Raw genomic sequence first — 21,697 nt, forward strand, 5'->3', positions numbered from 1 at the left:
GCGTACCGTACAGGTGCGCTATTTTTTATAATTCGGGCTTACGATAAAAATACAAAGTATCGTCATAAAAGCACACACACTAGAAATTGTTTCGACCACTTCACCAAATGGAATGGTGAAGATGGCGGTTAAAATGGCAATGCCCCCTAATACCATCAACAACATACCAATGCGCTTACTGAGCCTCTCGGGATTAATAGGTATCCATAATGTTTGAAATCCTGCTAAAAAGTGAAATGCTTTTTTTATCCAAACGACATAGCCCATGCTAAGAAAGCACACACCGATGAGACAACCAATGAGTATTTGCATTGTGATACCCCTTTTCTCTGTTTCTACTATACGAAATCGAGAAGATAAAGTTTCAGACGCCAAATTGTTTTCGCTTTCCACGAGAAGCTACTTTTTCAACAAAAGTCGTAGCCATGTTTTCGCAAATTCCTCATAAGAGTACGAATTGCCACGATGTTCATTGAAGCGATTTTGAACGGCTTGGACAATGCGCAGTGGTACACGATTGCCATCAATATAATGATAGTACTGCGCGTAGCCTTGTTTTAAATAGTCCCAGCGAAAATCATTGCCGTCTACGACATATTCTGACACATCTAAAATTTTCGCTTTGCCGTTTTGCAGCACGATGTTTTTTAAATGAATATCGCGTGGATTTAATCCTTTGCTGCGAATATAATCGCGCGCTTCTTCGACGTCCTCAATGACACTTTTGGGAATGTGAATACCTTCGAGTAAACAATGGTACAATGTTTTGCCAGGCTCATAGCTCAGCACCAAAAACGTATCGGTTGCGGCAACACATGTCGCAAAATACGGCGCATCGCCAAGCTGTGCGTAGACCGCCGCTTCAATCGCTGCTTTACGTACCTCTTCTTGGGCATATACTTTATACACATATTGTGGGGCAGATGTTGATCGAAATACAGCTGCATCTGTTCCTACGCCCATACAGGTTAGCTGTGGCGCGTCACCTTTAATTTGTACAGGTGCATTGTTTGGTTGAGCGTGCACCGTAATATATGAAAGGGAAGGGATATCTTTCTCCCAGTCGTTTATCATGTAATCGTTCCTTCCGTTTGTAAACTCTTGTGCTAAATATGTATACGCTTTATATATGAAAAGGGTTTCATATAACAGTATACAGGGGTGAGCAACGTCGTTTTATAGGATGCGTCACAAAGGGTGTGCCCCAGAATGACATCTCGGACACACCCTACGTTACCGAGTATATGGCGTTTTTGTAAAGAAAGCGACTACAAGCGGATATTCTTTACGAAAAATTAACAATTATATGCGCATGTTAGCGTTTTTATGTGTAGGGAACCGTCAAAAAAATGAGGATTTACAACGTTAAGCGTATGCAACATCGTGACGAACACACCTAACGTCAAAACACATATAAACTGTTGCTGGCGCTGGTTTTTAGTAAAAGTGTATAAAATAACGAATAAAACGATGTACCAATAGAAAAGCCGTAAATGTTGATTTAACAACGTTTACGGCTTTTCTGTTCATTCCCAAACTTTGATTTGGGAACGTTATTAAGGTTTATATTGCATAATGTATAAATTTTTAATGAAAATAGAGAGGCTTATTCAACAATAGCGCCCGTTTGTTGAAGACAGTTCTTATGGAATATAAAACAAATGATTAAAATTTATTGGCAAATTGGTTGAATAGCTCAATGCCATAACCCATTTTTAGTCAGCTTTAGAAGCATGGTCTTTCCCTTTGTACCCAAGTCTTTACTTTTCCAACAATTGACATTTTTGTTTAAATAATAATCACTCTCATTTTTTTTAGATCGATTATTGGATCCTAGGTCAATATATTAAACACTACTAAGTTATCTTTCTTCCCTAATTCAAATAGTAAGAGCACAATGAAAATCCAATTCATGCATTGATTTATAATCGATGCATGAATTGGATTTTCTTGCAGTTTTATCAACCTTTAAGATATTAAAAGAACGCCAACTTAAAAAAGTAATTGTTATTGACCATTATTATTATTATACCAATAGTGTATAATATACAGCATGAAGGTGGAATGATAACATTGACAGATTTACTGGCTCCTTTAACAACAGAATTACGTAGGGGAACACTAACTTTAGCTGTACTTAGTCAATTAAATACGCCTCAATACGGATATTCACTTGTCCAACTACTTGAAAAATCTGGTATCATGATTGACCAAAGTACGCTTTATCCTTTACTTAGACGTCTTGAAAAACAAAAACTTGTCACAAGTATTTGGGATACAGAACAGAGTAGACCACGGAAGTACTACCAAATAAGCAATTACGGAATTGATATATATTGTCAATTGAAAGCTGAGTGGGAAAAGATGAATGAAGAATTGAGGGCTCTATTGGAAGGGAATGAACAATATGGATCGGATTAGTTTGTATATTCAAGAAGTTACACGAAGACTGCCAGAGAAAATGCGTGAAGATATTTCTTTGGAATTACGCTCAACTATTTTAGATATGCTTCCCGAAGATTTTACAAAAAACGATGTGGATCAAGTCCTTGATAAACTCGGGAACCCAGCTGTGTTAGCTTCTCGTTACCAGGACCAACCAATGCATCTCATTGGGCCTAAGTTTTATGATATGTATATAACCGTTTTAAAGATGGCCCTAATGATATCGGTCATCGTCTCAATTGTCATATTCTCTACTGAAAAAATTGGCATCATTTTCGAAAGTGAAGCAAGCCCACTCGTTCTCATTTCAAAATTACTAGGTGAAGCAATATGGATCTTAATAAATACCGGTATCCAATCATTCTTCTGGGTGACGATTGTCTTTATTATCATCGAGCGAACAGTTAAGTTTCCTGATGACACAGCTATTTCTCTTTCAGGTAAAAAGTGGGTACCAAGTGATTTGGATTCGATTCCTTACATTCCTCTGAAAAAGAAAATCACAATAGGTGAAGTAGTGTTTAGTCTATTTTGGCCAGTGTTATTCATCATTTTATATTTAAATGCAGCGAATATCATCGGGATTTATCAACAAGATAGTAACGGATTACAGTTTACCACTCCTGTCTTTAATCAGGATACGTTAATGGCCTACCTTGTCATTGTGATCATTCTTGTTGGTCTTGAAGTATTTGGAGCGATATACAAAGCTATTGCTCGCCAATGGACATTCAAGCTTGCTGTTAGTAATATAATCATCAACATCGGAAGTACTGTATTTCTAATATTTATTGCTAGTAATCCAAATCTAATGCATGCCGAATTCGCCCCTTATATGGCGAATCTTCTTGATCAATCTATACAATCTATAAATATAGCTATTACTTGGATCAAATGGTTCACTGTTGCGACAGTTATTGTGACAAGTGGAATTGATTCATATAATGGTTTTCGAAAAGCGAAAATTAAATGATTGCCTAATATAAGAAGCCCACGTGAATGTTTATGTGGGCTTCTTTGTACTTTATTTTACGACTCTCTTTCTTTACCATCTTTATTCCCCCTCTCATATTCAACAATATGACCCTATTGTGGAATAACGAAAACGCACCCAAAGCGCTGTTTGGTATCCTTTTTAGCGCAAAAATACACGTGTAAACGATTGAAAAGCATACTTTGTTTTGCGTCCATCTTTGCGTATTTATTTTCTAATCAGCTATTCAGACTGTAAAAAGTGTAATATTATGTAATAAGGTTTCTTGAAGTTTACAATTAATAAAAAAAGGAGGTTTACTTATGAAAAATATAGTAGTGGGATTTCTAACTATAATAATCATATTGAGTATACCTATACAGTCATTAGCCAATTTTAAAGATGTTCCATCATCACATTCTTTAGCTATTGAAATTAATAACTTAGTTGATAAAGGAATTATCAATGGCTATCCAGATAATACTTTTAGGGGAAATGAATTAATTAGTAAAAAGCATATTGCTAAAATGCTAGTTCATGCATTGGATTTACCAATGACTAACTTAAAAAACCCTAATTATAAAGATGTTCCGGTAACACATCCATATTACATAGAAATTGCTGCTGCATATACAGCTGGAATTTTCAGTGATGCAACATATTTTAAGCCGGATTCTAATATTTCTCGTGCGTTTATGGCAAAAATATTAGCAAAAAGTTTCTCTCTTAATTCTATTTCAGAAAATGGAATTACATATGTAGATGTAGCAAAAAATTCTTCATTTCACCGTGATATTCAGTTAGTAACAATGAATAACATTGCAAAAGGATTTGTAGAAAATGGCAAGCATGTATTTAAACCAAATCAATTATTAACTCGTGCTCATTTCTCGGCATTTTTAGCACGCGCGTTATCATTGAAAAATGGTAAGTACTATCCTGAATCTAATCAAGCGTATTATTATCACAATAATGATACAGCAACATATGGAGAATATATTCGTTCATGGTATGACGAGAAAAATGTGACTTCTAAGTCGAAAGAAATTGAGGCAATTTCATATTATATATTGGATGAAGAAGGAAACGGCCATTATGTTTCAATAGATACGTATACTATTAGTCAATCTAAATGGGCATTTCAAAACTTTTATAGCCGACAAATGTCGTTGCCAATTATCTTAGAGGTACCTTATCCATTTACAATTGGAAAAAAAGTTGGCTATCGTAATCAACGTTTAGAAATACTAAATACAGATTTAAATGTGAAGGTTGCTGGGAAGACATATGAAAATGTAATAGAAATAGTTGCTACTACTACTAACTTTGATGCACAGTCTGACGGATACAACCAACCCTATACTGAAAAAATCTATATAGCAGAAAACTATGGAATTATTGGATCTAAAAATATGAATGGCTATTGGTCGCAATGGTTAGATCATATTGCAGAGAAATAATGAGTAAGTCTAATTTATAAATATTCTCAAATGTTTTTAAGCACTATTTGGGCTAGCGTCATAAAAATGCGGATTTACAACGTTAAGCACTATACTGCAGCAGAAAACCCCTGATATAACAACGATAAGAAAGAACGTTCTTATAAACGAATGTTTTTGAGATAGAATAATTGTGCTTTAAAAAACAGCTATATTTTCATCAAAAGTTGTTTCAAAACATTGCTCAAAAACAAAATCTTACTAACCAGCGTTAATAAGATTTCTTATCGTTGGTAATCCGCGAAAATCTGACGAGACCCCTAAAAGAAGTAGATTGATAGTCAAGACAAGCCTTTATCCACAAATGATTGGATAAAGGCTTTTAATATCCCCAAAGTGCTGTTTGGTAAACAAAAAGCAGCTGAGACAAGGAATGTCCCAGCTACTTGATCTAACGTTCCCAATGAGTTATTTGGGAACGTTTATTAGGTTTATTTTGTATACTTTATAAATCCTTCTTGAATTAAATTTTTTAAACCTGAAGAGCTTTTTGTAATGATTTCTTCATTGCTTCTACAAAGTTCTGACGTGTCTCTTCGGATAATTCCAATAAAGAAAGATAGGGATTTAAATCTTCTAATTCAACTAATAAAAGCTCCCCTTGTTCGCTTCGACAGGCATCAACTCGTTGAATCCCCCAGTCAAGATTATTCCAATCGATGAAACGTTTAGCAAAAGCTAAATCTTCTTCCGAAGGTACATACTCTTTCAATTCCCATCTTTTATCTTTATCTGGTGCATAAAGAGCATACTGAAATTCTTTGTCGATAAAATAAAATGAGACTTCATATTCAAAATTGATAAATGGTTGTACCAATGTATTTTTCGATTCTGAATTAACTTTTTCACTCAATTCATCTTTTGTAACAAATTCCATCCCGATAGAGTCTGCTCCATCTTTCGGCTTTACGATATACGTGTCTACACTAGGGAGTTTATTTAGGGAATCAAGGGTATCAATCGTTGGAATAACAGGGAAATGAGCATTTGTTAGTTCAATTAAATACTCTTTTCCGTTCATATCAGCCTTCCCATCAAACGAATTATATGTGTTTAAATGTTTAGAAACAATTCGGTTGCGGAATGCTTCATATTTGTCTTTAAAATTTGAGACTGGACCTGCATTTCGGAAAACAATTAAATCAGCATGATCTTCAAATGCTTCGATATCTTCAGGATGACAGATGACCAAATTAAAGGTTTCTCTAAGTTTAGAAGTAAGAAATAAATCCTCTTCATAATATTTTCTTCCTTTTGCTTCATAATATAAATCTGTTACAAATAGTAGCGTCTTCATTACGCCTTCACCTGCTTTTCTTAAATTTTTATTGTAAAAATATCCTAAAAAACAAAAAATCCCGTCTCAGTAAGAGACGAGATTGAAACTCGCGGTACCACTCTTGTTTAATAAAATGTTTGAATAACACTTTACTATCCTTTACAAACGTACAATCATACGTTGTCCCTTGTAACGGTGGAAACCGATAAAGCTTACTAAACATTCGGCTTTACTTCTCGGAGATGATTTTCGGTTATTATCTGAACACTGGTTTTCAGCAAAACACCAGCTCTCTTTGGAACAGAAACAATAACGTACTTTTTCTCTTCATAGAATTTAAATAAAATAAGAATAATTAGACATTATTATATATTAATCAGAAAATAAAACAAATGGTTATTTAAGGAAGTTTATTGAGTTTCTTTATACAATTATTTTCTTCCTCACTTTAATATCCAGTTCCCTTTAAAAGTGTTGCAATATGGTCGAATTGTTGAAACAAAGCTAAAACACTGCTGCGTTAGTTGAAAAAAAATGCACCCAAAGCGCTGTTTGGGAACATTCTTTACTTAGCGTTATAAATCCGCATTTTATGACGGGACCCCATATAGGCCGTTTTTAGTCCAGAAGCTCATCTTCAAGCTGTAATAATTGGAGCTTAATGTTAAAAGGGTCCTCAGTGTCTAGTACTGTGTATAAATAGTACTCTCCATATGTTTTACGTCCACCGCTATAAGGTGATTTTCTGATAAGGACTTTTGAAATGAGTGTATACGCTTCTTGCGTTGTTTTTTTTCGAATTGAAATATTTTCAAATTCCTCTACAGCATAGCTTGCATGCTCAATTCGTCCCTTCGTTCGCTCTTTCATTTGCAGATGAATGTTTGAATCCGTATCTAAGTAAGGCTCGATTTCTTCAAAGTTTCGGTGCTGACTTAACTGTAAATATTTCCATAACATGCTTCTACTAAATTCAATCAGCTGATCATCTGAAATACCGTCCTCGCTGATTTCCTCTTGTTCAATCACTGCAAGCGCACTTTCCTCAACGTCCTTCGAAAAAGCATTTGAAATAGAGGAAGTAGAGAAATACAAAATATTCCCACCAATATAAATAGCCGCTAATAAAATGGATACAGTCCAAACTTTCGCATTTGATTTAATGGTCGTTTTTAGTGCGGCCTTGTCTAAAATAATTTCTTTGGGCTTTTTTGGTAGCTTCGCCTTGATGGAAGGAATGGCAACTTTAATTGCAATAGCCGGTGCATTCCCCTGCTCGGCATATAAAGGTACAAGCTGCTCCACATTTTCTGTCGTTTTTGAAAGTGCTACTAAACGCTCATTTATCCATTCATCTGAAATATTACTTGCTTCATTTAATGAAATCAGATGTGTTAATGATTGCTTGAGTGCAAGCTGCTTACGGAATACGTTCTGCTTAATCTTTGCCTCTTTTGAATTTAAGATTGCTTTCTGCTTTTCGCTAATTCCTTTTTGCGCATTTGCTAAAAAAGCATTTAACATTTTTTCAAAGGAAAGAATATTCGATTTCAGATTTGCTCTCTGCGCTTTCAAAACATCTAGCTGCTCACTAATTTGTGTTGCTTGCTGATTGTATAAACGATTCGCAAACATAATTTCTTTGTATTGCGTTTTGGTAATATGTAAGCCATTTGCACGAGGCATTACTTTATTAAATTGCTGCTGTGCCTCGTCAAAGCTATTCACTGTTTGCTGAAATTTGTGGTATTCGGACTCATAGGCTGTAAGAGCCTGTTCAATATTTGTTTGGAAGACATTTTTTAACTCGTTTAGCTCGGCCGTAATCTGTTTACCCTCACCGATTTGCTGAAGCAGCTCCAAGTCATTCAGTAATTTCGTTATTTGTAGGGTATTTTGAAGCTGTAAGTTACTTAAGCTTTCAAAATATATTTTTACACGCTCAGCATTGAGTAAATATGTAATTTCTTCATTTAAGCTTTTAGCAGTTTGCATTTTTTGCATACGCTTGCTTAACGTAAGTGTAAGCTTTTCAAAAAAAGGAATGGCGTTATAATTAAGCTTTTGAAGCGAAGTCTTAAATATGTGCTGCTCTACTTGCTCCTTTGTTTTAAACGCCTGCTTAAGCGCTAAAAGTTCCTTCACGTCGTTTAAAATTAGCTGTATGCTTGTACTTAGCCATAAAGTGTTCATAACAGCTTGTTCAGGCTCAGCCTTTTCATTTAAGAAACAAATAATCCACGCATGCTGTTCTTTACTAGGAAGCTTTGCTACTTGATTAGCCGGACAATATTTAACGTTCAGCCACTTTAGCATGTCATTCGGTGCACCGATAGTAATTTTTTGAACTTGCCCTCTTAAAATTTGCCAAACAGATTCTTTGGCAAAAAAGATTTTTTCTAATGTAACTTCATCGAGCTTTTGATTCGGACCATTTGTAAATGTGGCCTCATAGCTTATTGAGTCATTATACTCAAATTCAAACTGTACTCCATGAATATTGTCTGCAAAGCCTTTGAAAAACTGCAAATTTAAAAAGGCATCGATTAATTTTCCACTTTCCTCATTATGCCCAAGCCATAATAAGCTAAGTGGTACTTGCTGTAATTTTTCCATTTGTGTAAAAATATCAGGTGAAATTATTTTATTTTGCGCCTCAAACTGTTGCCATTTTTTTAGTTCCTGTAAAATTTGCTCGTTCATCAATTTCCCTCCTTCCTCTTACTGATTTACTTGCGGCCCGTAAACTTTTGAACGAATCATCGTTTCATTGATTGTCCAATCGAATTGGTCTAAGATGAAGTTGCTATTTAAATCCTGGTCAAATTTGTCGAGAACTTTATCATTATCCATATCTAAGTTAAATTTATCCCAAACTTTATCGTTATCCATGTCTAAGTCGAATTTATCAAAAACATTGTTGTTATCAAGGTCAAGGTCATATTTGTCGTATTTACCATCTTTATCAATATCGATATTAAATTGCCCTAGTTGCTGATTTGACATTGCCCCATACACTTCACCCACTGAAATGATTGGCTCTGCACTTGGCATATTCTCTAAAATCGTTGGCATGCTATCCGGTGTAATTTGCGGCGCAGAAAATGTTGGTGCTTCTTGCAGATCATAATGTGTTGGAATAGGTGCAAGCCCATATTGCGAGAATTCACTCTGCAAAATCGCATTTTGATTCATCAGTTCCGATACATTCATTAACGGCGGGAATTCCGCTCTAAGTGGCGTTGTTTCATTTGCATTTAGGAAATCTCGCATCGCCTGATCGTTTTCCTGCTTCCATTCAAAAAATTGCTGATGTATATCCGCTGACGTTAAGCCGTTTACTGTTAGTGCGTCACTGGCATCACCTGATGCATCTCCACCAAAATCTCCACCATTTGCGCGATTGTTAATCATAAAAATGACAAGTGCTAGCGACAATACCTTTAAGCCAAACTTAACAGGCGTTCTAAATGTTTTAGAAACCAATACTAACGCAATCCATGCGCCTACAAAAAAGATGATGCTTGCAATTAAATAAAAATCACTTACGTTTGAGTCTAAAGCTAAACCGATATGAAGTATTGCAAGCATATAAAAGCCATTTTGCAGCCCAGCCCCGATCCAAAACTCACGTGTTTTTAAAATTTCAATCAGCTCTAAAACCTTGACGAAAATAATAGCTCCCACTAAGACAACTAAAATAACGCCTAAAATAAATAAAATCATAAAAACCTCCGTTGCTTTTAGTTAACACGTTATTAGCTTCTTTCAATATTATTTTTACAACATTACTCCATTTTACAATTTTATAGAATAATATTCATTAGTTTATTTCGTAGATTTAGCTACTTTCAGAAATAGAATATGATTTGCATAGCTCTTTAATTGTATAAGTGGCTCTTCCATCATTTGAAGAACTGCTAATTTTTGTTCAACAATAGGCTTACTTCGTACCATAAAAAATCCCCCAAAGATTAAACAGATTTTAGTTATTTCACCTGTCTAACAAAGGGGGGCAGTTCAATTAAAGGAAACATTAGGCAATATATTAATAACAAAAAACTACCTCACAAAAGTAGAAAATAGGAACCCTCATTCGATTAAATGCTCGTGGTACTGGTTCAATTCTTGCGTGAGTTGTTCCGTAAAATGTTCCGCGATATAGGCAGCGATATACTGTTTCTTCTCGATTTCGATTTGCGATGAAGGGAAAAGTTTTGCGAAGAATCCCCATTTTTTTGTTGCCATGTATTGTTCAAGGGCTTCACTTTCAAGGCGCCTTAGGGCATTTTGTTCAATGTGTTTTTCTCGTATTTTGACGGCGATATCTTCTTTATTGGATGTGAGGATCTCCTCTACTTTTTCGGCTAATACCTGATTTTTCTGCTCCAGCTGTGTCGTTAGTGCGTGAAGCTTTTCGATTTCTTGCGAAGATTCGGAAGGAATGGCTTGGAGTTGCTGGTGCAGGAAGGCTTCGTTGATTACGATTTTCGTTTCTTCGCTCTCTTCATCTTGTTCAATAAGAAACAATCCAGTTTGCATCATTTGTGTGAATGCTTGGCTAAGGGTATCTAACCGCTTATCTTGTATGGGGGCGGCTAAGATTTCTGAAGTTGGACTTCGTTTGATCATATGGCCATCTTCATTGATCCGTAAAAGTTGTTTTAATCCTTTTACGCGATACTCATCTTTCAATAACAGAATCATACGCAGTTTTAAAATGGCTTTAAAATCTAAACGGGGTCCCGTCAGAAAAATGCGGATTTACAACGTTAAGGAAAAATGAACACAAAACAAGAGCATGCATAACGCTAACTGTTGGGCTGCTCTTGTTTTAAATAGCGATAAATTGTAGCACGACTAATCCCTGTCATTTCAACAATTTCACTCACACTATACTGTTCAGATTTATATAAATTGATGGCTTTTTTCAGCTCACGTTCATTCACTTTCGGACGCCCACCTTGACGCCCTCTTGCTCTAGCACTGATTAGCCCTTCCTTCGTTCGTTGGACAATTAAATCACGTTCAAATTGGCTGAATGCTTGGAAAACCGTCATCATTAATTTCCCTTGTGGTGTTGAAGTATCAAAGTTTTCTTTAATGCTCAGTAGCTTGATTTCCCGTTCTTCAAAATACGCAACTAATTCAATTAAATCCTTCGTACTTCTACCTAATCGAGAAAAGCTTTCTACGATTACCATGTCTCCTGGTCGCAATTTATCCTTCAGCCGGTTTAATTCTGGACGATCTGTTTTCATTCCAGATAATTTCTCCGTTAAAATCTCGTGGCAATTGTACTGCTCTAACAAATCTAACTGTCGATTCAATTCCTGCTGTCGTGTACTCACTCGTGCATAGCCATAAGTATAAGAAGCCATCGTTTCCCCCCTTTGATATACAAATCTATATCACAAAGGGGGCTTTATGAAACATAGATTTTGAGCAAAGTTTTGAAATAGCATTTAGCAAGTAATACGGGTTAAAATTACTGAAATGAAAATCGTCTCAAAAACAGTCGTTTATAAGACCCCGATTTCTTATCGTTGTTATATCAAGCGTTTGATGCTGTTACATGGTGCTTAACGTTGTAAATCCGCATAAATCTAGCAAGACCCCTATATGGTATAATAACGAGAAAAAGGAGTTGAAAAGATGCTACGAAATAGCCTATCATTCCTGCTGTTTTTTGTAATGAGTATGGCAACAGGACACGCAGCTTTTGCGACTGTCGATGCACCAGCTTTGGATATTTCACCCGATAAAGAATGGCATATTATATTTAATGCGGACGTCGATACTGCTTCTGTTACACCGACGAGCGTTTATGTTACAAATGGCTCAACACCTGTGCCTGTAACACTTACAGTAGCTGGGGATACTGTGACGGTGACACCACACATACCGTATACAAATGGGCAAACATATACACTGATTGTAACACCGGATGTTGCTGGGGTTGTGAATGGCGAACGCCTTACACTGAACACGGCGATTGAGAAACCATTTACGATTACAGGTGGTTACGTGGTTGGTACGGCAATGTCAGACGGTACATTCGCATTGCGTGATACATATGCGACATTTGCCGAGGCAGATGCTACACGTACAGCTACTGAAAGTATTCAGTATGACGGGAAGTTTTTAAAAATTCCTACAGGTATTGCCGCCACACATCCGTCTCGCGTCACGGAATTTTTTACAGCGCCGACATTGTTAGGACGTGAGCAATATGGTGGTGTTGAAAAAGATACGGAGCTTGTGTATGTAGACAGTACCGAGCAGGCAGTGGCAGTACAGGTTGCTGGACAAACAATGTATATGAAGCAGCAGGATACGACACTTATTCCAAGTGCGTGGATGACGGGGCAGTCTTATTATTACGTCACGAACGGCTTACTGTGGCATGCGGTATATCGTCCACATAAAGGTATGTATGATGGTGCATATCAAATTGGTAACGCGCCAAGCTTTTTAACAGCGGGGCAGCGTTATTACAGTACGGATGGTGTAAATTTCGTTGATGCACAGCAGCGGTTTGTTGGCGAAAGCTTTGCGTATTTCCAGTATGTATCGCCACGCACGCCCACAACGTATACAGCTGCGCAATTAAATGACATTATTTATACACAGTTACTACAGCGCGAACAAAGTGGCGCTGCGCAATATCAACATGCCACAACAGAAAGCCCACTTCTCGGTTTAGGCGACACATTAAAAGACATTGAAGCAGAAGTGGATGTAAACGCGTTGTTTATTTTGGCACTCGCGATTCATGAAAGTAATTACGGTATGAGCTGTCATGCGAAACATTATCATAATTTATTTGGCTTACATGTGACAGATGGGAATGCGGTTTGTACTGTGCCCGCTGATACAACGAATGTGAAATATTTTGAGACAGTTGGTGATAATATTCGCGCGTTTATTTCACGCATTACGGATTATTATATTAATCCAAACGCGATGAGTGATTATCGGTATAACGGGGCTGCACTTGGCAATAAAATGATTGGCATGAATGTTCGTTACGCATCGGATCCGTATTGGGGCGCAAAAACAGCAGGTCATATGTTTCGACTCGACCAAGTACTTGGCGGACAAGATTATGAAGCATATACGCTCGGCATAACGACGCAGCGTGCTGTAAGCGTTCGGAAAATGCCAACTGTTTCTGCTGAACGAGCATATCAATATAACATTGCAGGGTCGATTAAACGCTTTGACCGTATGCCGCTTACCTTTTCACAAACGGTAGCGCCAAATGATTGGCATCGTTTAGTTTCTGAGCTGGCAAATGGGGACGATGTGTACACGGCGCCAGACAATGCGCGTATTGTACAAACACATTAAGGGTAGGCGCTAGTCGAAAGTGTATTTACGGCTAGCGCTTTTTACATAGTAAAAAGCAGAATGGGGGTATTTGATGCACGGACCATCAAGACGTGGGAAATTATTGCTATTTGCGTTGGCGCTAACATTAGTCAGTAGTATGCTTGTCCTTTTTTTGCCATTGATTGTTGCACAAACGTTTTATTATAGCCGTGACACCATTTTACTATTGATTCCTGCGAAAAATTTTATGTTGCTTGCCGTCGCACTTGGCATGCTGGTTGTGATGTTAGTTATTATTGCCTTTCTTCAAAAGCCGTGGTCGTATACGCTTGCCACAATTGTCGTTCTCTTGTCAGGCATAACAGGCTACGCTTCAACACAAAGTATTATATTAATTGAACAACAGGGCATTACAATACGTGACGTTTATAAAAAAGAGCATTATACATGGGATTCAATTGCGCGTGTGACGTACTATTACACTGCGCATACTGATGACGGGAAATATACTTTTGTCACAACAACAGGCGAAGAGATAACAATTAATGAAACACCTCTTTTTGATGCGTATAAAAAAAGCGTATTCCGTGAAGTGCTGAAGCGACATAACATTTCATATGAGACACATTCGCGCTAAAATATTTAATCCGTACTATTTTTATATGTTTTATAATGAAAAGCATTGACAGCGAAAAATAATATTTGGTATGATACTGCTAATTACAATTCGCTGACTAGAACACTAGAGGCTCCCTTACGCTTGAAGTACGGGAGTCTTTTTGTCTACTAAAGGAGGACGTTCACATGAACAAATTAAATTTCACAGGTCACGTAGTTTCAGGAAAACAACTAGGTAGAACAATTGGCTTTCCAACTGCCAATCTTGTTGTAAATCGTACGCAGATTGACACGCATGGTGTCTTTGCAGTAACAGTGCATCACGCAGGAAATCAATACGCAGGAGTGATGAATATCGGTGTACGTCCTTCTTTTGAAGACGGTACGCATACGACAGTAGAGGTACATATTTTAGATTTTGCGGGCGACTTATACGGCGACACATTAACGGTGGAAACGATTGCCTTTTTACGACCAGAGCAAGCATTCGAAAACCTAGAAGCCCTTGTTGCGCAGTTAAAAGAGGATGTTCGACAGGCACGCAAGCTTGTGGAGCCGAATTATATGTACGCAAGAATGATGACACCGCCTGTTACGCTAGCACTTGCATAAACGATGATTTTCACAAATAGAGACAAATTTCGCTTAAAATGACAGAATAATTAAACTTCTTCAAGTTGTCTATGTTAAAATGGAACAATGACAACTTAAAGGAGGACGACATATGGGGGAAATTATTACGTTTCCGGCAGTACAAAAGCAACAGCCGCCAACGCGCATTGCGAATACATCTGCGCGTCATGTACATACGGTATCGTTTATCGTCGATGAGCAAAGCATTGTACGACCGCTTCAGTCGATTGTTTTACGTAGTGCACATGTACATTTAGAAATGGTGTGTAGCCCGGCCATTACACTCAGTTATCTATATCATGTCCATACGTATTTTGCGACGCATTTCCCACATATTACGTTTTCATTCGCCTCGAAAACAGAAGAAGCCGTTGCCCCGCAGTATATTATTGTGTGCTGTGTCGAGAAGGATCGGTAAATTTAAACGGAACGTTATGATGAAAATTGGATACGTCGTTGCGACAAGGCGAACGAATTTCTAGCGGAATAAGATGAGTGAGGGCATACAGTTATGAAAAAATTCGTGATTATCTTCGGAATGAGCGAATTGCTTGCTCGGCTGGGTTCATTTCACAAAGTCGCGGGCAATGACAGGAGGAATTTTGAGCGTTCAACAAGATCGCTGCATAAAATTTTGACCGACATTGTCAAAAGCCAAGACATCATCGGAAAAGAAGGTTTGCACGCAAGTATGAATGTGAAGAAGGAAGCAAAGGGTTTTCAACGTCGTTACATATTATGGCTGAACAAGTGCTCCAACTGATGACGCTTGTAACGTCTGAATTTCATATGAAGTAGGGAAGTTTCTAGTCAAAAAAAACGTATCTTCTGTGCATACGCGCAGAAGGTACGTTTTTTATCATTGTTTCAGTATTACCAGCTAAGATTTGCGTTTTTTACTGCATTCACTGTTGGATTTTGCGCAAGCATACCACCGTCTGCATTAATCACTTGACCTGTAATAAATGATGATTCATCAGTTGCTAAAAATAGCGCTAAATTGGCAATATCCATTGGGTCACCAATACGGTCTACTAATTTAACATCTTTATACACATCAATTAATGCTGTTAAATAATCAGGCGCGTTGTCAATGCGGTCTTTCGGTAATACCATACCTGGTGCGATAGCGTTACAACGAATGCCCTCTTTACCGAATTGAACAGCTGTTGAGCGTGTTAATGAAATGACACCCGCTTTTGCAGCAGCATACGCTGATTTTGTCATCTCTCCAACTTGTCCACCAATTGAAGCTGTGTTAATAATCGAGCCACTGCCATTTTCAATCATAAATGGTAATGCGTACTTAATACCAAGCATTACAGACTTTAAGTTATAGCGCATTGTTTCGTCCCACTCAAAAATGTCCATATCTTTTACCGTTACATCTTTTTGGAAATCAAGACGTGCGGCATTATTCATTAAAATATCTAATTTTCCGTATGTGTCGATGGCAGTTTGAATCATATTTTGAATCATTTCTTCATTGCCAATATCGACTTGTACAGCTGTGATGTCGCCACCTGCTGCTTTTACTTCCTCTACAACGCGCTCTAAACCAGCTACGTTAATATCTGCCGCGATCACTTTAGCACCTTGAGCTGCGAATAATTTTACCGTTGCTTCTCCCATACCTGACGCTGCACCAGTAACAATTGCTACTTTATTTTCTAAACGATTCATCAATTAACACCTCATTTATTTTTAATGTATGTGTACATACACTTTCCACATCATTATATGAACTAATTTACATTTTGTAAAGTAAGTGCGCTGTTTTTATTGTATGGCATGAAAATCATCCCGATTTTATTAATGATTGGTGTTCTGTTTCGTGCTACTATAAACGATAGTAGGTGAGAGAAATGAAATTAGACCCAAGACAAGTCAAATCGAAAAGTAAATTACATGAAGCATATGTATCGCTATTAATGGAAGGACAACAACAGCTAACAATCCAGCAAGTGTGTCAAAAAGCTGGTATAACGCGACCGACATTTTATAAGCTCTATAAAGATACGCAAGAGCTACGTCGAGATATTGTGATGCACTTACTTGCAGAGCTAAACCGTGCGTTAACGATTGAAAATCCGAAGCCTCTTGCTGAACTGCCAGAGCATGAGCGAGGAGAGCGTTTAACATTGTTATTTGAGCATGTGCAACAGCATCATATCGCATATGAAACAATGCTCATTTACGAGCCAGATGCATTACTAACAAATGGTATACAAGAAATTTTAAAAAAATATATACGAAATGGATTACATTTTTCTGATACAAAAGCGTATTTGATTGCCAATGAAGAACTCATTATTGCGTACGCAGCAGGTGCGTATATTGAAAGTTTGCGTTGGTGGATTACGTCAAATTATTCAGTTTCGGCGACGGACATGGCAAACGTATTAATTGAGTTATCGCTGAACGGACCATATACAAAGCGAATGCCGTAAATGAATTAAACGAACAAAAGAATTTGAGCCAGACGTACCATTCGAATGGATGTTACGAGTTTTTTATGAGATAAATTTGATAAGTATTCGCCATACGCAGAACGAACTTCTAACAGCAAAATACCCTTCAGTAGTTGTCGTCGCTGAAGGGTATTTTTGTGTCACACACTTTTAAGCAAATGTCACCGCGTGGCAAGTTCAGCTTCTAGTAAACCTAAAAGGCTTGAAGTGACGGAGGGGGACTGTCGTTCTTTGTGTGTAATAAGGAATGTTTGGCGTTCTAAAAATAAATGATCAATGATTACGAATTGTAATGTAGGCGAGGCATGCAAATCAAAGAATGTTTTCGCAACAATTATACTATGCAATGAAGAGCGTTGTAGGGATTGATCACCCTTGTAAATAACGGAATATTCACGCATATCGTGTTATAGTAGGTGATAAACGAAGAAAGGAGAGAACGGCCATGTTAACATTAGTGCCATTTTCAACTGAGGATTTTCAGCAATTAATCGAATGGATACCCGATTCATCGTTTCTTTTACAATGGGGTGGTCCTGCGTTTACATATCCGCTAACGGTCGTCCAGTTAGAAGATTATGTGAGCGGTGCGAATACCGAAATGTCTTCTACGTATATTTTTAAAGCAATTGACACATCAAGCGGTGAGGTAATCGGTCATATTTCGATTGGTCGTGTTGACCGCAGCGACCAAACCGCACGTATTGGCAAAGTGCTAATCGGACCATCTGAGCAGAGGGGACATGGCTATGGTAAACAGTTAATGCAAGCGGCGCTCCGTTTCGCATTTGAAGAACTCACTTTACAAAAGGTGACACTCGGTGTATTTACCTTTAACACGCCTGCCATTCGGTGTTACGAAAAATTAGGCTTTATACAAGAACGAATGTTAAAAAAATGCGCGAAAACATGGGGAGGATTATTGGGATTTAATCGAGATGGCTGTAGAAGAAAAGGCCGGAGCATATTACGTGTAAAGACGCGATGCTCGCGAAAATGAAAGGATTCTGTCTATGCCAACATTTACACATGTAGTAGAAGCGTTCGAACGTACATATCAGACATTACACTGTAGCGGTGCGGCACTCATGGTTTTTCATGACAATGTGCTACAAGTTGAACGTTACTGGGGAACGCAATCGGCGAATGAACAAGCGCAGCCCGTTCAACCACATACGAAATTTCATCTCGCCTCTTGTCGCAAAAGCTATATTGCATTTGCTGTAGCCTATGCAATTTACCACGGCTATATTCGGTCACTCGATGATGATATACGAGTGTATTTGCCGAAGCTCGACCAAAAAGAATGTTATAAAGGGATTACGGTTCGCCATCTTGTGACACATTCACATGGGCTGACAAAACAGAATGGTGATATTGTAAAAGAATTTGAGGCAGGAACAGCGTGGGCATACCGAGGTGTTAATATCGACCTACTTTCGTCGATTATTCAGCACACCACGAACAAAACCATCGCCGAGATAGTACAAGATGTAGTTTTTACACCATTACAGTTCAAAGAAACGAATTGGTACAACACATTTGATGAGACATTTGTCGAAGTGATAGATGCAGCACACAATCGACACTGGTCTGCTTCTGACAATATTGACGGCAGTCAGATGAATATGTATGCGTCCGCCCGTGAGCTAGCAAAATGGGGGCTACTTCATTTAAATGAGGGCATGGTAGCTGGTCAACAACTAGTCGAGCCAGCCATTCTTCAACTAGCGACAACTTTACAAAGCCCGTCCTTTCAAAATTGTGACACACCAGAAAATGGGATTCTTTGGTTTGTAAAGGCAACGCAAGCACAGCAATCTGAAATCGGTGCGCTTGTACCAAACGGGTCATTTCAAATTTCAGGCTATACGACAGTTACATTGCTTGTCATTCCTGCTGAACAAATTGTCGCGGTGCGCGCATTTAATAGCTTCGGTAATCCCGCAGGCTATGATTATTTACACGATGTACGGCATTTTGGCGATTGCATCATGACCGATTTAGCGTAAGATGTTTTATTGTCTCTAAACGAAAATGCTTAGCGCATCGCAAGAATGGAAAAGAGATCATAAAGTGAGGTGACATTGATGGAAGGAAGTGTATTCATTCCGGTATTGTTCGGTGTTGTAATCGCGATTGTGCTATTTATTGCCATGCGAGCTGCTTTTCATGTACCCATGTTAAAGGCAACTCATTTTACGTTCATAAGTGCTGTTGTCGTGTTAATCCTCTCACTCCTCATTGGCAGTTGGGTAGGCATGGGCATAGGTTTTATTAGCTTTGGTATGTTTATCACTTCGGTTTTCCTCTATCTTTTCGTCATATTAAAAAGCTATATGGCGCTGTGAGGAACGTTTTTTAACAAAAGGGGTGCGGTCTTTGTCCATTGACCGTGCCTCTTTTTAGATGGCGGGATGCACGGATAGTTTTTTTCGTAAATATAGGAGCGGTCCCAAGCACAATTGTATAAGGTATATTATGTTACGATAAAGAAAATGCGAGTCACAGAAAGAAGGTTTCCTATGTTAATTCAGTTTAATTTAGACGGAGAACATGTAAATCGTAATAAATGGGCGTATGAGAACGGCTATATTGAAGGTGATTTTACGATATACATGAACGGTGATGTATTGTTTGAAGAGACGTATATGAATGTACTGGAGTTAGCGATTCAGCTCGGCGTGTGGCTTGCGGATATCGAAGCAGGACATGTACGCGATTTTGAATATGATTCGATTGATTGTGAAGATTGTTTACTTGCATTTTATATGAAGGAAACGGATGTACAGATACAGGTATTTGAAGGCGAATTTACACCTGTTGTACCACTTGAAATCGTAAAACGAGCGGTACGACGTTATATGATAGCGCTCAATATTGAGTTACATCGTAGGCGCTATATGGACAACCTTGACCGTTTCTTACATGGAATGATGTCACCTAATCAAGTTGCGCTCATGTTGTTTGAAAGTAATTCGTATGAAGCGGCGTTTGGGTTACTCAAAAAGCTTGCCTATCAAACACCGTCCGTACAAAGCTTAAACAATTTAGCGTATATGTATTTGCGTGAAGAAGAGAAGATGGAGAAAGCAGAGGAACTATTGCAACAAGTGCTTACACTACAGCCTCAGTCTGCGTTTCCATATAACATGCTTGGTGAAATCGCTTTACACAACGGCGCGTATACACAAGCAAAGGTGTATTTAGAGCAGGCGTTGGCATTTGAAGAGCAGGAAGGTACGCTTTATAATTTAGCACTTGCGTATTTTCATGTAGCGGAATATAAAGAGGCGGCACATTATTTTAGTCGTTGTAGCATGATGCATGGACAAGCAAAGCTACATGAAATAATCGCACGTATATATGCAGGTGAACATGCGACCGCTAAGGACATGCTTATGAATTGGCAAGATGATGACGAAAATGATATTAGTGCCATCGAAATCGCCGATGTGTACATTGAACTTGACTGCTTTGCAGAAGCGCGTGAACAGTTTGAAAAGGAAGTATTAACAACCTTTCTTTTGCCGTCTACTACAGCGCGCTTTGCCTATATGGATAAGCAATTACAAGATGAAAAGTCTTGTCAAAAATTCATTGCACAAATGATCGCGTTCACAGTAGCAGAAATGGAGGAAGAAGAGCAAACGACATGGGATGATGCTTTATCGCGACAACATCAAAAAGAGCGGTTACACGAACTTCGTACATATAGACAAATGTATGAATCTTTATTTGAACAGCTGCAACATGGTTACGTGCCTCCATTTGAGTATGACATGTATCCGTATGGTGGCTGTCAGTTATTTGGCTGTTTGTTGCATGGTCATGCCGAATATAAAGAAACATGTTGAAAAGGAGTAGGGGGCTAACGTGATCAATTTATTACGATACGACCGCGACTATAGCGGGATGATAGAGGTAGCAGGCTATAGCGTGGCATTTGCAGTGTCGGGAGAGGCGCATGATTATGTAGAAGAAACAAGTATGCGCATGCGTCTTGTTGCGAAAAAATTATTGACGTATCCGTTTTATCTTACATTTGAAAGCTATGATGAGATGGAGGGTGACATTTTAGCAAAGACGGATTTACCGATTCATTATGCGCCGTCTGGACGAACAGTGCTCACACAACGTGGACGTAAGCTATTTCAAGCAGAAGTACCAACATTTACAGTGGAAATTGCGAACGAACAAGCACTGAATGATGTTTTTGAACACTGGTTTTACTTGGCCTTTGATAATCATTTATGGGTCGTTTATCAACACCCGACGCTGACGTATAAACAAGGCTTTGCTTGCATGACATTAACGCCACAAGAAACGATTCTTGTGACGGAGCATGATGCATATGGCTTTACGTTTATGACCAATGAACCGCATTACGAAAGCGAAGCAAACGTACAAAAGATGATAGAAGGTGCACTAAGCGATTACTAAT

The 21,697-nt window shown here is 38.1% G+C and carries 22 protein-coding genes and 1 other annotated feature; of the genes, 14 read left to right on the top strand and 8 right to left on the bottom strand.

Annotation, left to right across the window (positions count from 1 at the left end; translation table 11 throughout):
• Positions 1-18: 18 nt before the first annotated feature.
• Both A6M13_RS10085 and A6M13_RS10090 read right to left on the bottom strand, forming a co-directional pair.
• The gene (locus tag A6M13_RS10085) at positions 19-312 is read right to left on the bottom strand and encodes a hypothetical protein (RefSeq protein ID WP_066545599.1); all 294 of its coding nucleotides are present in this window, start codon (positions 310-312) and stop codon (positions 19-21) included.
• Between the two features lie 87 nt (positions 313-399).
• Complete coding sequence (locus A6M13_RS10090) at positions 400-1,074, bottom strand: protein kinase family protein (protein WP_066545602.1); 675 nt, start codon at positions 1,072-1,074, stop codon at positions 400-402.
• A gap of 999 nt (positions 1,075-2,073) precedes the next feature.
• On the opposite strand from A6M13_RS10090, the gene A6M13_RS10095 reads away from it, so the two are divergent.
• The 3 genes from A6M13_RS10095 (at position 2,074) to A6M13_RS10105 (ending at position 4,878) form a co-directional block, all read left to right on the top strand.
• Entirely contained in the window at positions 2,074-2,421 is a 348-nt protein-coding gene (locus A6M13_RS10095; RefSeq protein WP_425393919.1) for a PadR family transcriptional regulator, read from the top strand.
• Positions 2,408-3,418, top strand: a complete 1,011-nt coding sequence (locus tag A6M13_RS10100; protein ID WP_066545609.1) for an HAAS signaling domain-containing protein — start codon at positions 2,408-2,410, stop codon at positions 3,416-3,418. Before A6M13_RS10095 ends, A6M13_RS10100 begins: the two co-directional genes overlap by 14 nt.
• Positions 3,419-3,741: 323 nt before the next feature.
• A complete protein-coding gene (locus tag A6M13_RS10105) occupies positions 3,742-4,878 on the top strand; it encodes an S-layer homology domain-containing protein (RefSeq protein ID WP_066545611.1) in 1,137 nt (378 codons plus the stop codon).
• A gap of 511 nt (positions 4,879-5,389) precedes the next feature.
• On the opposite strand, the gene A6M13_RS10110 is transcribed toward A6M13_RS10105, so the two are convergent.
• The 5 genes from A6M13_RS10110 to A6M13_RS10130 form a co-directional block, all read right to left on the bottom strand.
• Positions 5,390-6,214 (bottom strand): ATP-grasp domain-containing protein, encoded by an 825-nt coding sequence (locus A6M13_RS10110; protein ID WP_066545614.1) that lies wholly within the window; start codon positions 6,212-6,214, stop codon positions 5,390-5,392.
• A 69-nt stretch (positions 6,215-6,283) separates the two neighbouring features.
• Positions 6,284-6,536 (bottom strand) — a binding site (T-box leader).
• Between the two features lie 278 nt (positions 6,537-6,814).
• Positions 6,815-8,899: a hypothetical protein gene (locus A6M13_RS10115; RefSeq protein WP_066545617.1), complete on the bottom strand. Its 2,085-nt coding sequence runs from the start codon at positions 8,897-8,899 to the stop codon at positions 6,815-6,817.
• Positions 8,900-8,917: 18 nt separating this feature from the next.
• Positions 8,918-9,922, bottom strand: coding sequence for a hypothetical protein (locus tag A6M13_RS10120; RefSeq protein ID WP_066545619.1), 1,005 nt, complete (start codon positions 9,920-9,922; stop codon positions 8,918-8,920).
• Between the two features lie 366 nt (positions 9,923-10,288).
• Complete coding sequence (locus A6M13_RS10125) at positions 10,289-10,891, bottom strand: hypothetical protein (RefSeq protein ID WP_141680943.1); 603 nt, start codon at positions 10,889-10,891, stop codon at positions 10,289-10,291.
• Positions 10,892-11,007: 116 nt separating this feature from the next.
• Positions 11,008-11,577, bottom strand: coding sequence for a recombinase family protein (locus A6M13_RS10130; protein ID WP_066545622.1), 570 nt, complete (start codon positions 11,575-11,577; stop codon positions 11,008-11,010).
• 274 nt (positions 11,578-11,851) lie between these two features.
• Between A6M13_RS10130 and A6M13_RS10135 the strand changes: the two genes are divergently transcribed.
• The 5 genes from A6M13_RS10135 (at position 11,852) to A6M13_RS10155 (ending at position 15,545) form a co-directional block, all read left to right on the top strand.
• Positions 11,852-13,549, top strand: coding sequence for a glucosaminidase domain-containing protein (locus tag A6M13_RS10135; RefSeq protein ID WP_066545624.1), 1,698 nt, complete (start codon positions 11,852-11,854; stop codon positions 13,547-13,549).
• A 73-nt stretch (positions 13,550-13,622) separates the two neighbouring features.
• Complete coding sequence (locus A6M13_RS10140) at positions 13,623-14,168, top strand: hypothetical protein (RefSeq protein ID WP_066545627.1); 546 nt, start codon at positions 13,623-13,625, stop codon at positions 14,166-14,168.
• Positions 14,169-14,335: 167 nt separating this feature from the next.
• Positions 14,336-14,761 (top strand): riboflavin kinase, encoded by a 426-nt coding sequence (locus tag A6M13_RS10145; RefSeq protein WP_066545630.1) that lies wholly within the window; start codon positions 14,336-14,338, stop codon positions 14,759-14,761.
• A gap of 112 nt (positions 14,762-14,873) precedes the next feature.
• Complete coding sequence (locus tag A6M13_RS10150; RefSeq protein WP_066545632.1) at positions 14,874-15,200, top strand: hypothetical protein; 327 nt, start codon at positions 14,874-14,876, stop codon at positions 15,198-15,200.
• Positions 15,201-15,293: 93 nt separating this feature from the next.
• Positions 15,294-15,545, top strand: coding sequence for a hypothetical protein (locus A6M13_RS10155; RefSeq protein ID WP_066545635.1), 252 nt, complete (start codon positions 15,294-15,296; stop codon positions 15,543-15,545).
• 110 nt (positions 15,546-15,655) lie between these two features.
• On the opposite strand, the gene A6M13_RS10160 is transcribed toward A6M13_RS10155, so the two are convergent.
• On the bottom strand, positions 15,656-16,465 hold the full coding sequence (locus tag A6M13_RS10160) for an SDR family NAD(P)-dependent oxidoreductase (protein WP_066545638.1): 810 nt from the start codon (positions 16,463-16,465) through the stop codon (positions 15,656-15,658).
• A gap of 182 nt (positions 16,466-16,647) precedes the next feature.
• Between A6M13_RS10160 and A6M13_RS10165 the strand changes: the two genes are divergently transcribed.
• From A6M13_RS10165 to A6M13_RS10190, 6 genes are all read left to right on the top strand, one after another.
• On the top strand, positions 16,648-17,232 hold the full coding sequence (locus tag A6M13_RS10165) for a TetR/AcrR family transcriptional regulator (RefSeq protein ID WP_066545645.1): 585 nt from the start codon (positions 16,648-16,650) through the stop codon (positions 17,230-17,232).
• A 466-nt stretch (positions 17,233-17,698) separates the two neighbouring features.
• Positions 17,699-18,253 carry a GNAT family N-acetyltransferase gene (locus A6M13_RS10170; protein ID WP_083998316.1) on the top strand — a complete coding sequence of 185 codons (555 nt, stop codon included), beginning with the start codon at positions 17,699-17,701 and terminating at the stop codon, positions 18,251-18,253.
• Between the two features lie 13 nt (positions 18,254-18,266).
• Positions 18,267-19,265 carry a serine hydrolase domain-containing protein gene (locus A6M13_RS10175; RefSeq protein WP_066545648.1) on the top strand — a complete coding sequence of 333 codons (999 nt, stop codon included), beginning with the start codon at positions 18,267-18,269 and terminating at the stop codon, positions 19,263-19,265.
• Between the two features lie 78 nt (positions 19,266-19,343).
• Entirely contained in the window at positions 19,344-19,604 is a 261-nt protein-coding gene (locus A6M13_RS10180) for a hypothetical protein (RefSeq protein WP_066545650.1), read from the top strand.
• A gap of 174 nt (positions 19,605-19,778) precedes the next feature.
• The gene (locus A6M13_RS10185) at positions 19,779-21,110 is read left to right on the top strand and encodes a tetratricopeptide repeat protein (RefSeq protein WP_066545652.1); all 1,332 of its coding nucleotides are present in this window, start codon (positions 19,779-19,781) and stop codon (positions 21,108-21,110) included.
• A 19-nt stretch (positions 21,111-21,129) separates the two neighbouring features.
• Positions 21,130-21,696, top strand: a complete 567-nt coding sequence (locus tag A6M13_RS10190; RefSeq protein WP_066545655.1) for a hypothetical protein — start codon at positions 21,130-21,132, stop codon at positions 21,694-21,696.
• Position 21,697 lies beyond the last annotated feature (1 nt).

This window comes from Caryophanon tenue (assembly GCF_001700315.1).
GTDB classification, from domain to species: domain Bacteria; phylum Bacillota; class Bacilli; order Bacillales_A; family Planococcaceae; genus Caryophanon; species Caryophanon tenue.

What these genes read in the sequence shown, in the direction of transcription:
- A6M13_RS10150 (WP_066545632.1), top strand. Translation starts at nt 14,874, where the DNA reads ATGGGGGAAATTATTACGTTTCCGGCAGTACAAAAGCAACAGCCGCCA.
- A6M13_RS10155 (WP_066545635.1), top strand. Translation starts at nt 15,294, where the DNA reads ATGAAAAAATTCGTGATTATCTTCGGAATGAGCGAATTGCTTGCTCGG.
- A6M13_RS10160 (WP_066545638.1), bottom strand. Translation starts at nt 16,465, where the DNA reads ATGAATCGTTTAGAAAATAAAGTAGCAATTGTTACTGGTGCAGCGTCA.
- A6M13_RS10120 (WP_066545619.1), bottom strand. Translation starts at nt 9,922, where the DNA reads ATGATTTTATTTATTTTAGGCGTTATTTTAGTTGTCTTAGTGGGAGCT.
- A6M13_RS10090 (WP_066545602.1), bottom strand. Translation starts at nt 1,074, where the DNA reads ATGATAAACGACTGGGAGAAAGATATCCCTTCCCTTTCATATATTACG.
- A6M13_RS10130 (WP_066545622.1), bottom strand. Translation starts at nt 11,577, where the DNA reads ATGGCTTCTTATACTTATGGCTATGCACGAGTGAGTACACGACAGCAG.
- A6M13_RS10100 (WP_066545609.1), top strand. Translation starts at nt 2,408, where the DNA reads ATGGATCGGATTAGTTTGTATATTCAAGAAGTTACACGAAGACTGCCA.
- A6M13_RS10180 (WP_066545650.1), top strand. Translation starts at nt 19,344, where the DNA reads ATGGAAGGAAGTGTATTCATTCCGGTATTGTTCGGTGTTGTAATCGCG.
- A6M13_RS10140 (WP_066545627.1), top strand. Translation starts at nt 13,623, where the DNA reads ATGCACGGACCATCAAGACGTGGGAAATTATTGCTATTTGCGTTGGCG.
- A6M13_RS10185 (WP_066545652.1), top strand. Translation starts at nt 19,779, where the DNA reads ATGTTAATTCAGTTTAATTTAGACGGAGAACATGTAAATCGTAATAAA.
- A6M13_RS10170 (WP_083998316.1), top strand. Translation starts at nt 17,699, where the DNA reads ATGTTAACATTAGTGCCATTTTCAACTGAGGATTTTCAGCAATTAATC.
- A6M13_RS10135 (WP_066545624.1), top strand. Translation starts at nt 11,852, where the DNA reads ATGCTACGAAATAGCCTATCATTCCTGCTGTTTTTTGTAATGAGTATG.
- A6M13_RS10165 (WP_066545645.1), top strand. Translation starts at nt 16,648, where the DNA reads ATGAAATTAGACCCAAGACAAGTCAAATCGAAAAGTAAATTACATGAA.
- A6M13_RS10110 (WP_066545614.1), bottom strand. Translation starts at nt 6,214, where the DNA reads ATGAAGACGCTACTATTTGTAACAGATTTATATTATGAAGCAAAAGGA.
- A6M13_RS10175 (WP_066545648.1), top strand. Translation starts at nt 18,267, where the DNA reads ATGCCAACATTTACACATGTAGTAGAAGCGTTCGAACGTACATATCAG.
- A6M13_RS10115 (WP_066545617.1), bottom strand. Translation starts at nt 8,899, where the DNA reads ATGAACGAGCAAATTTTACAGGAACTAAAAAAATGGCAACAGTTTGAG.
- A6M13_RS10085 (WP_066545599.1), bottom strand. Translation starts at nt 312, where the DNA reads ATGCAAATACTCATTGGTTGTCTCATCGGTGTGTGCTTTCTTAGCATG.
- A6M13_RS10105 (WP_066545611.1), top strand. Translation starts at nt 3,742, where the DNA reads ATGAAAAATATAGTAGTGGGATTTCTAACTATAATAATCATATTGAGT.
- A6M13_RS10145 (WP_066545630.1), top strand. Translation starts at nt 14,336, where the DNA reads ATGAACAAATTAAATTTCACAGGTCACGTAGTTTCAGGAAAACAACTA.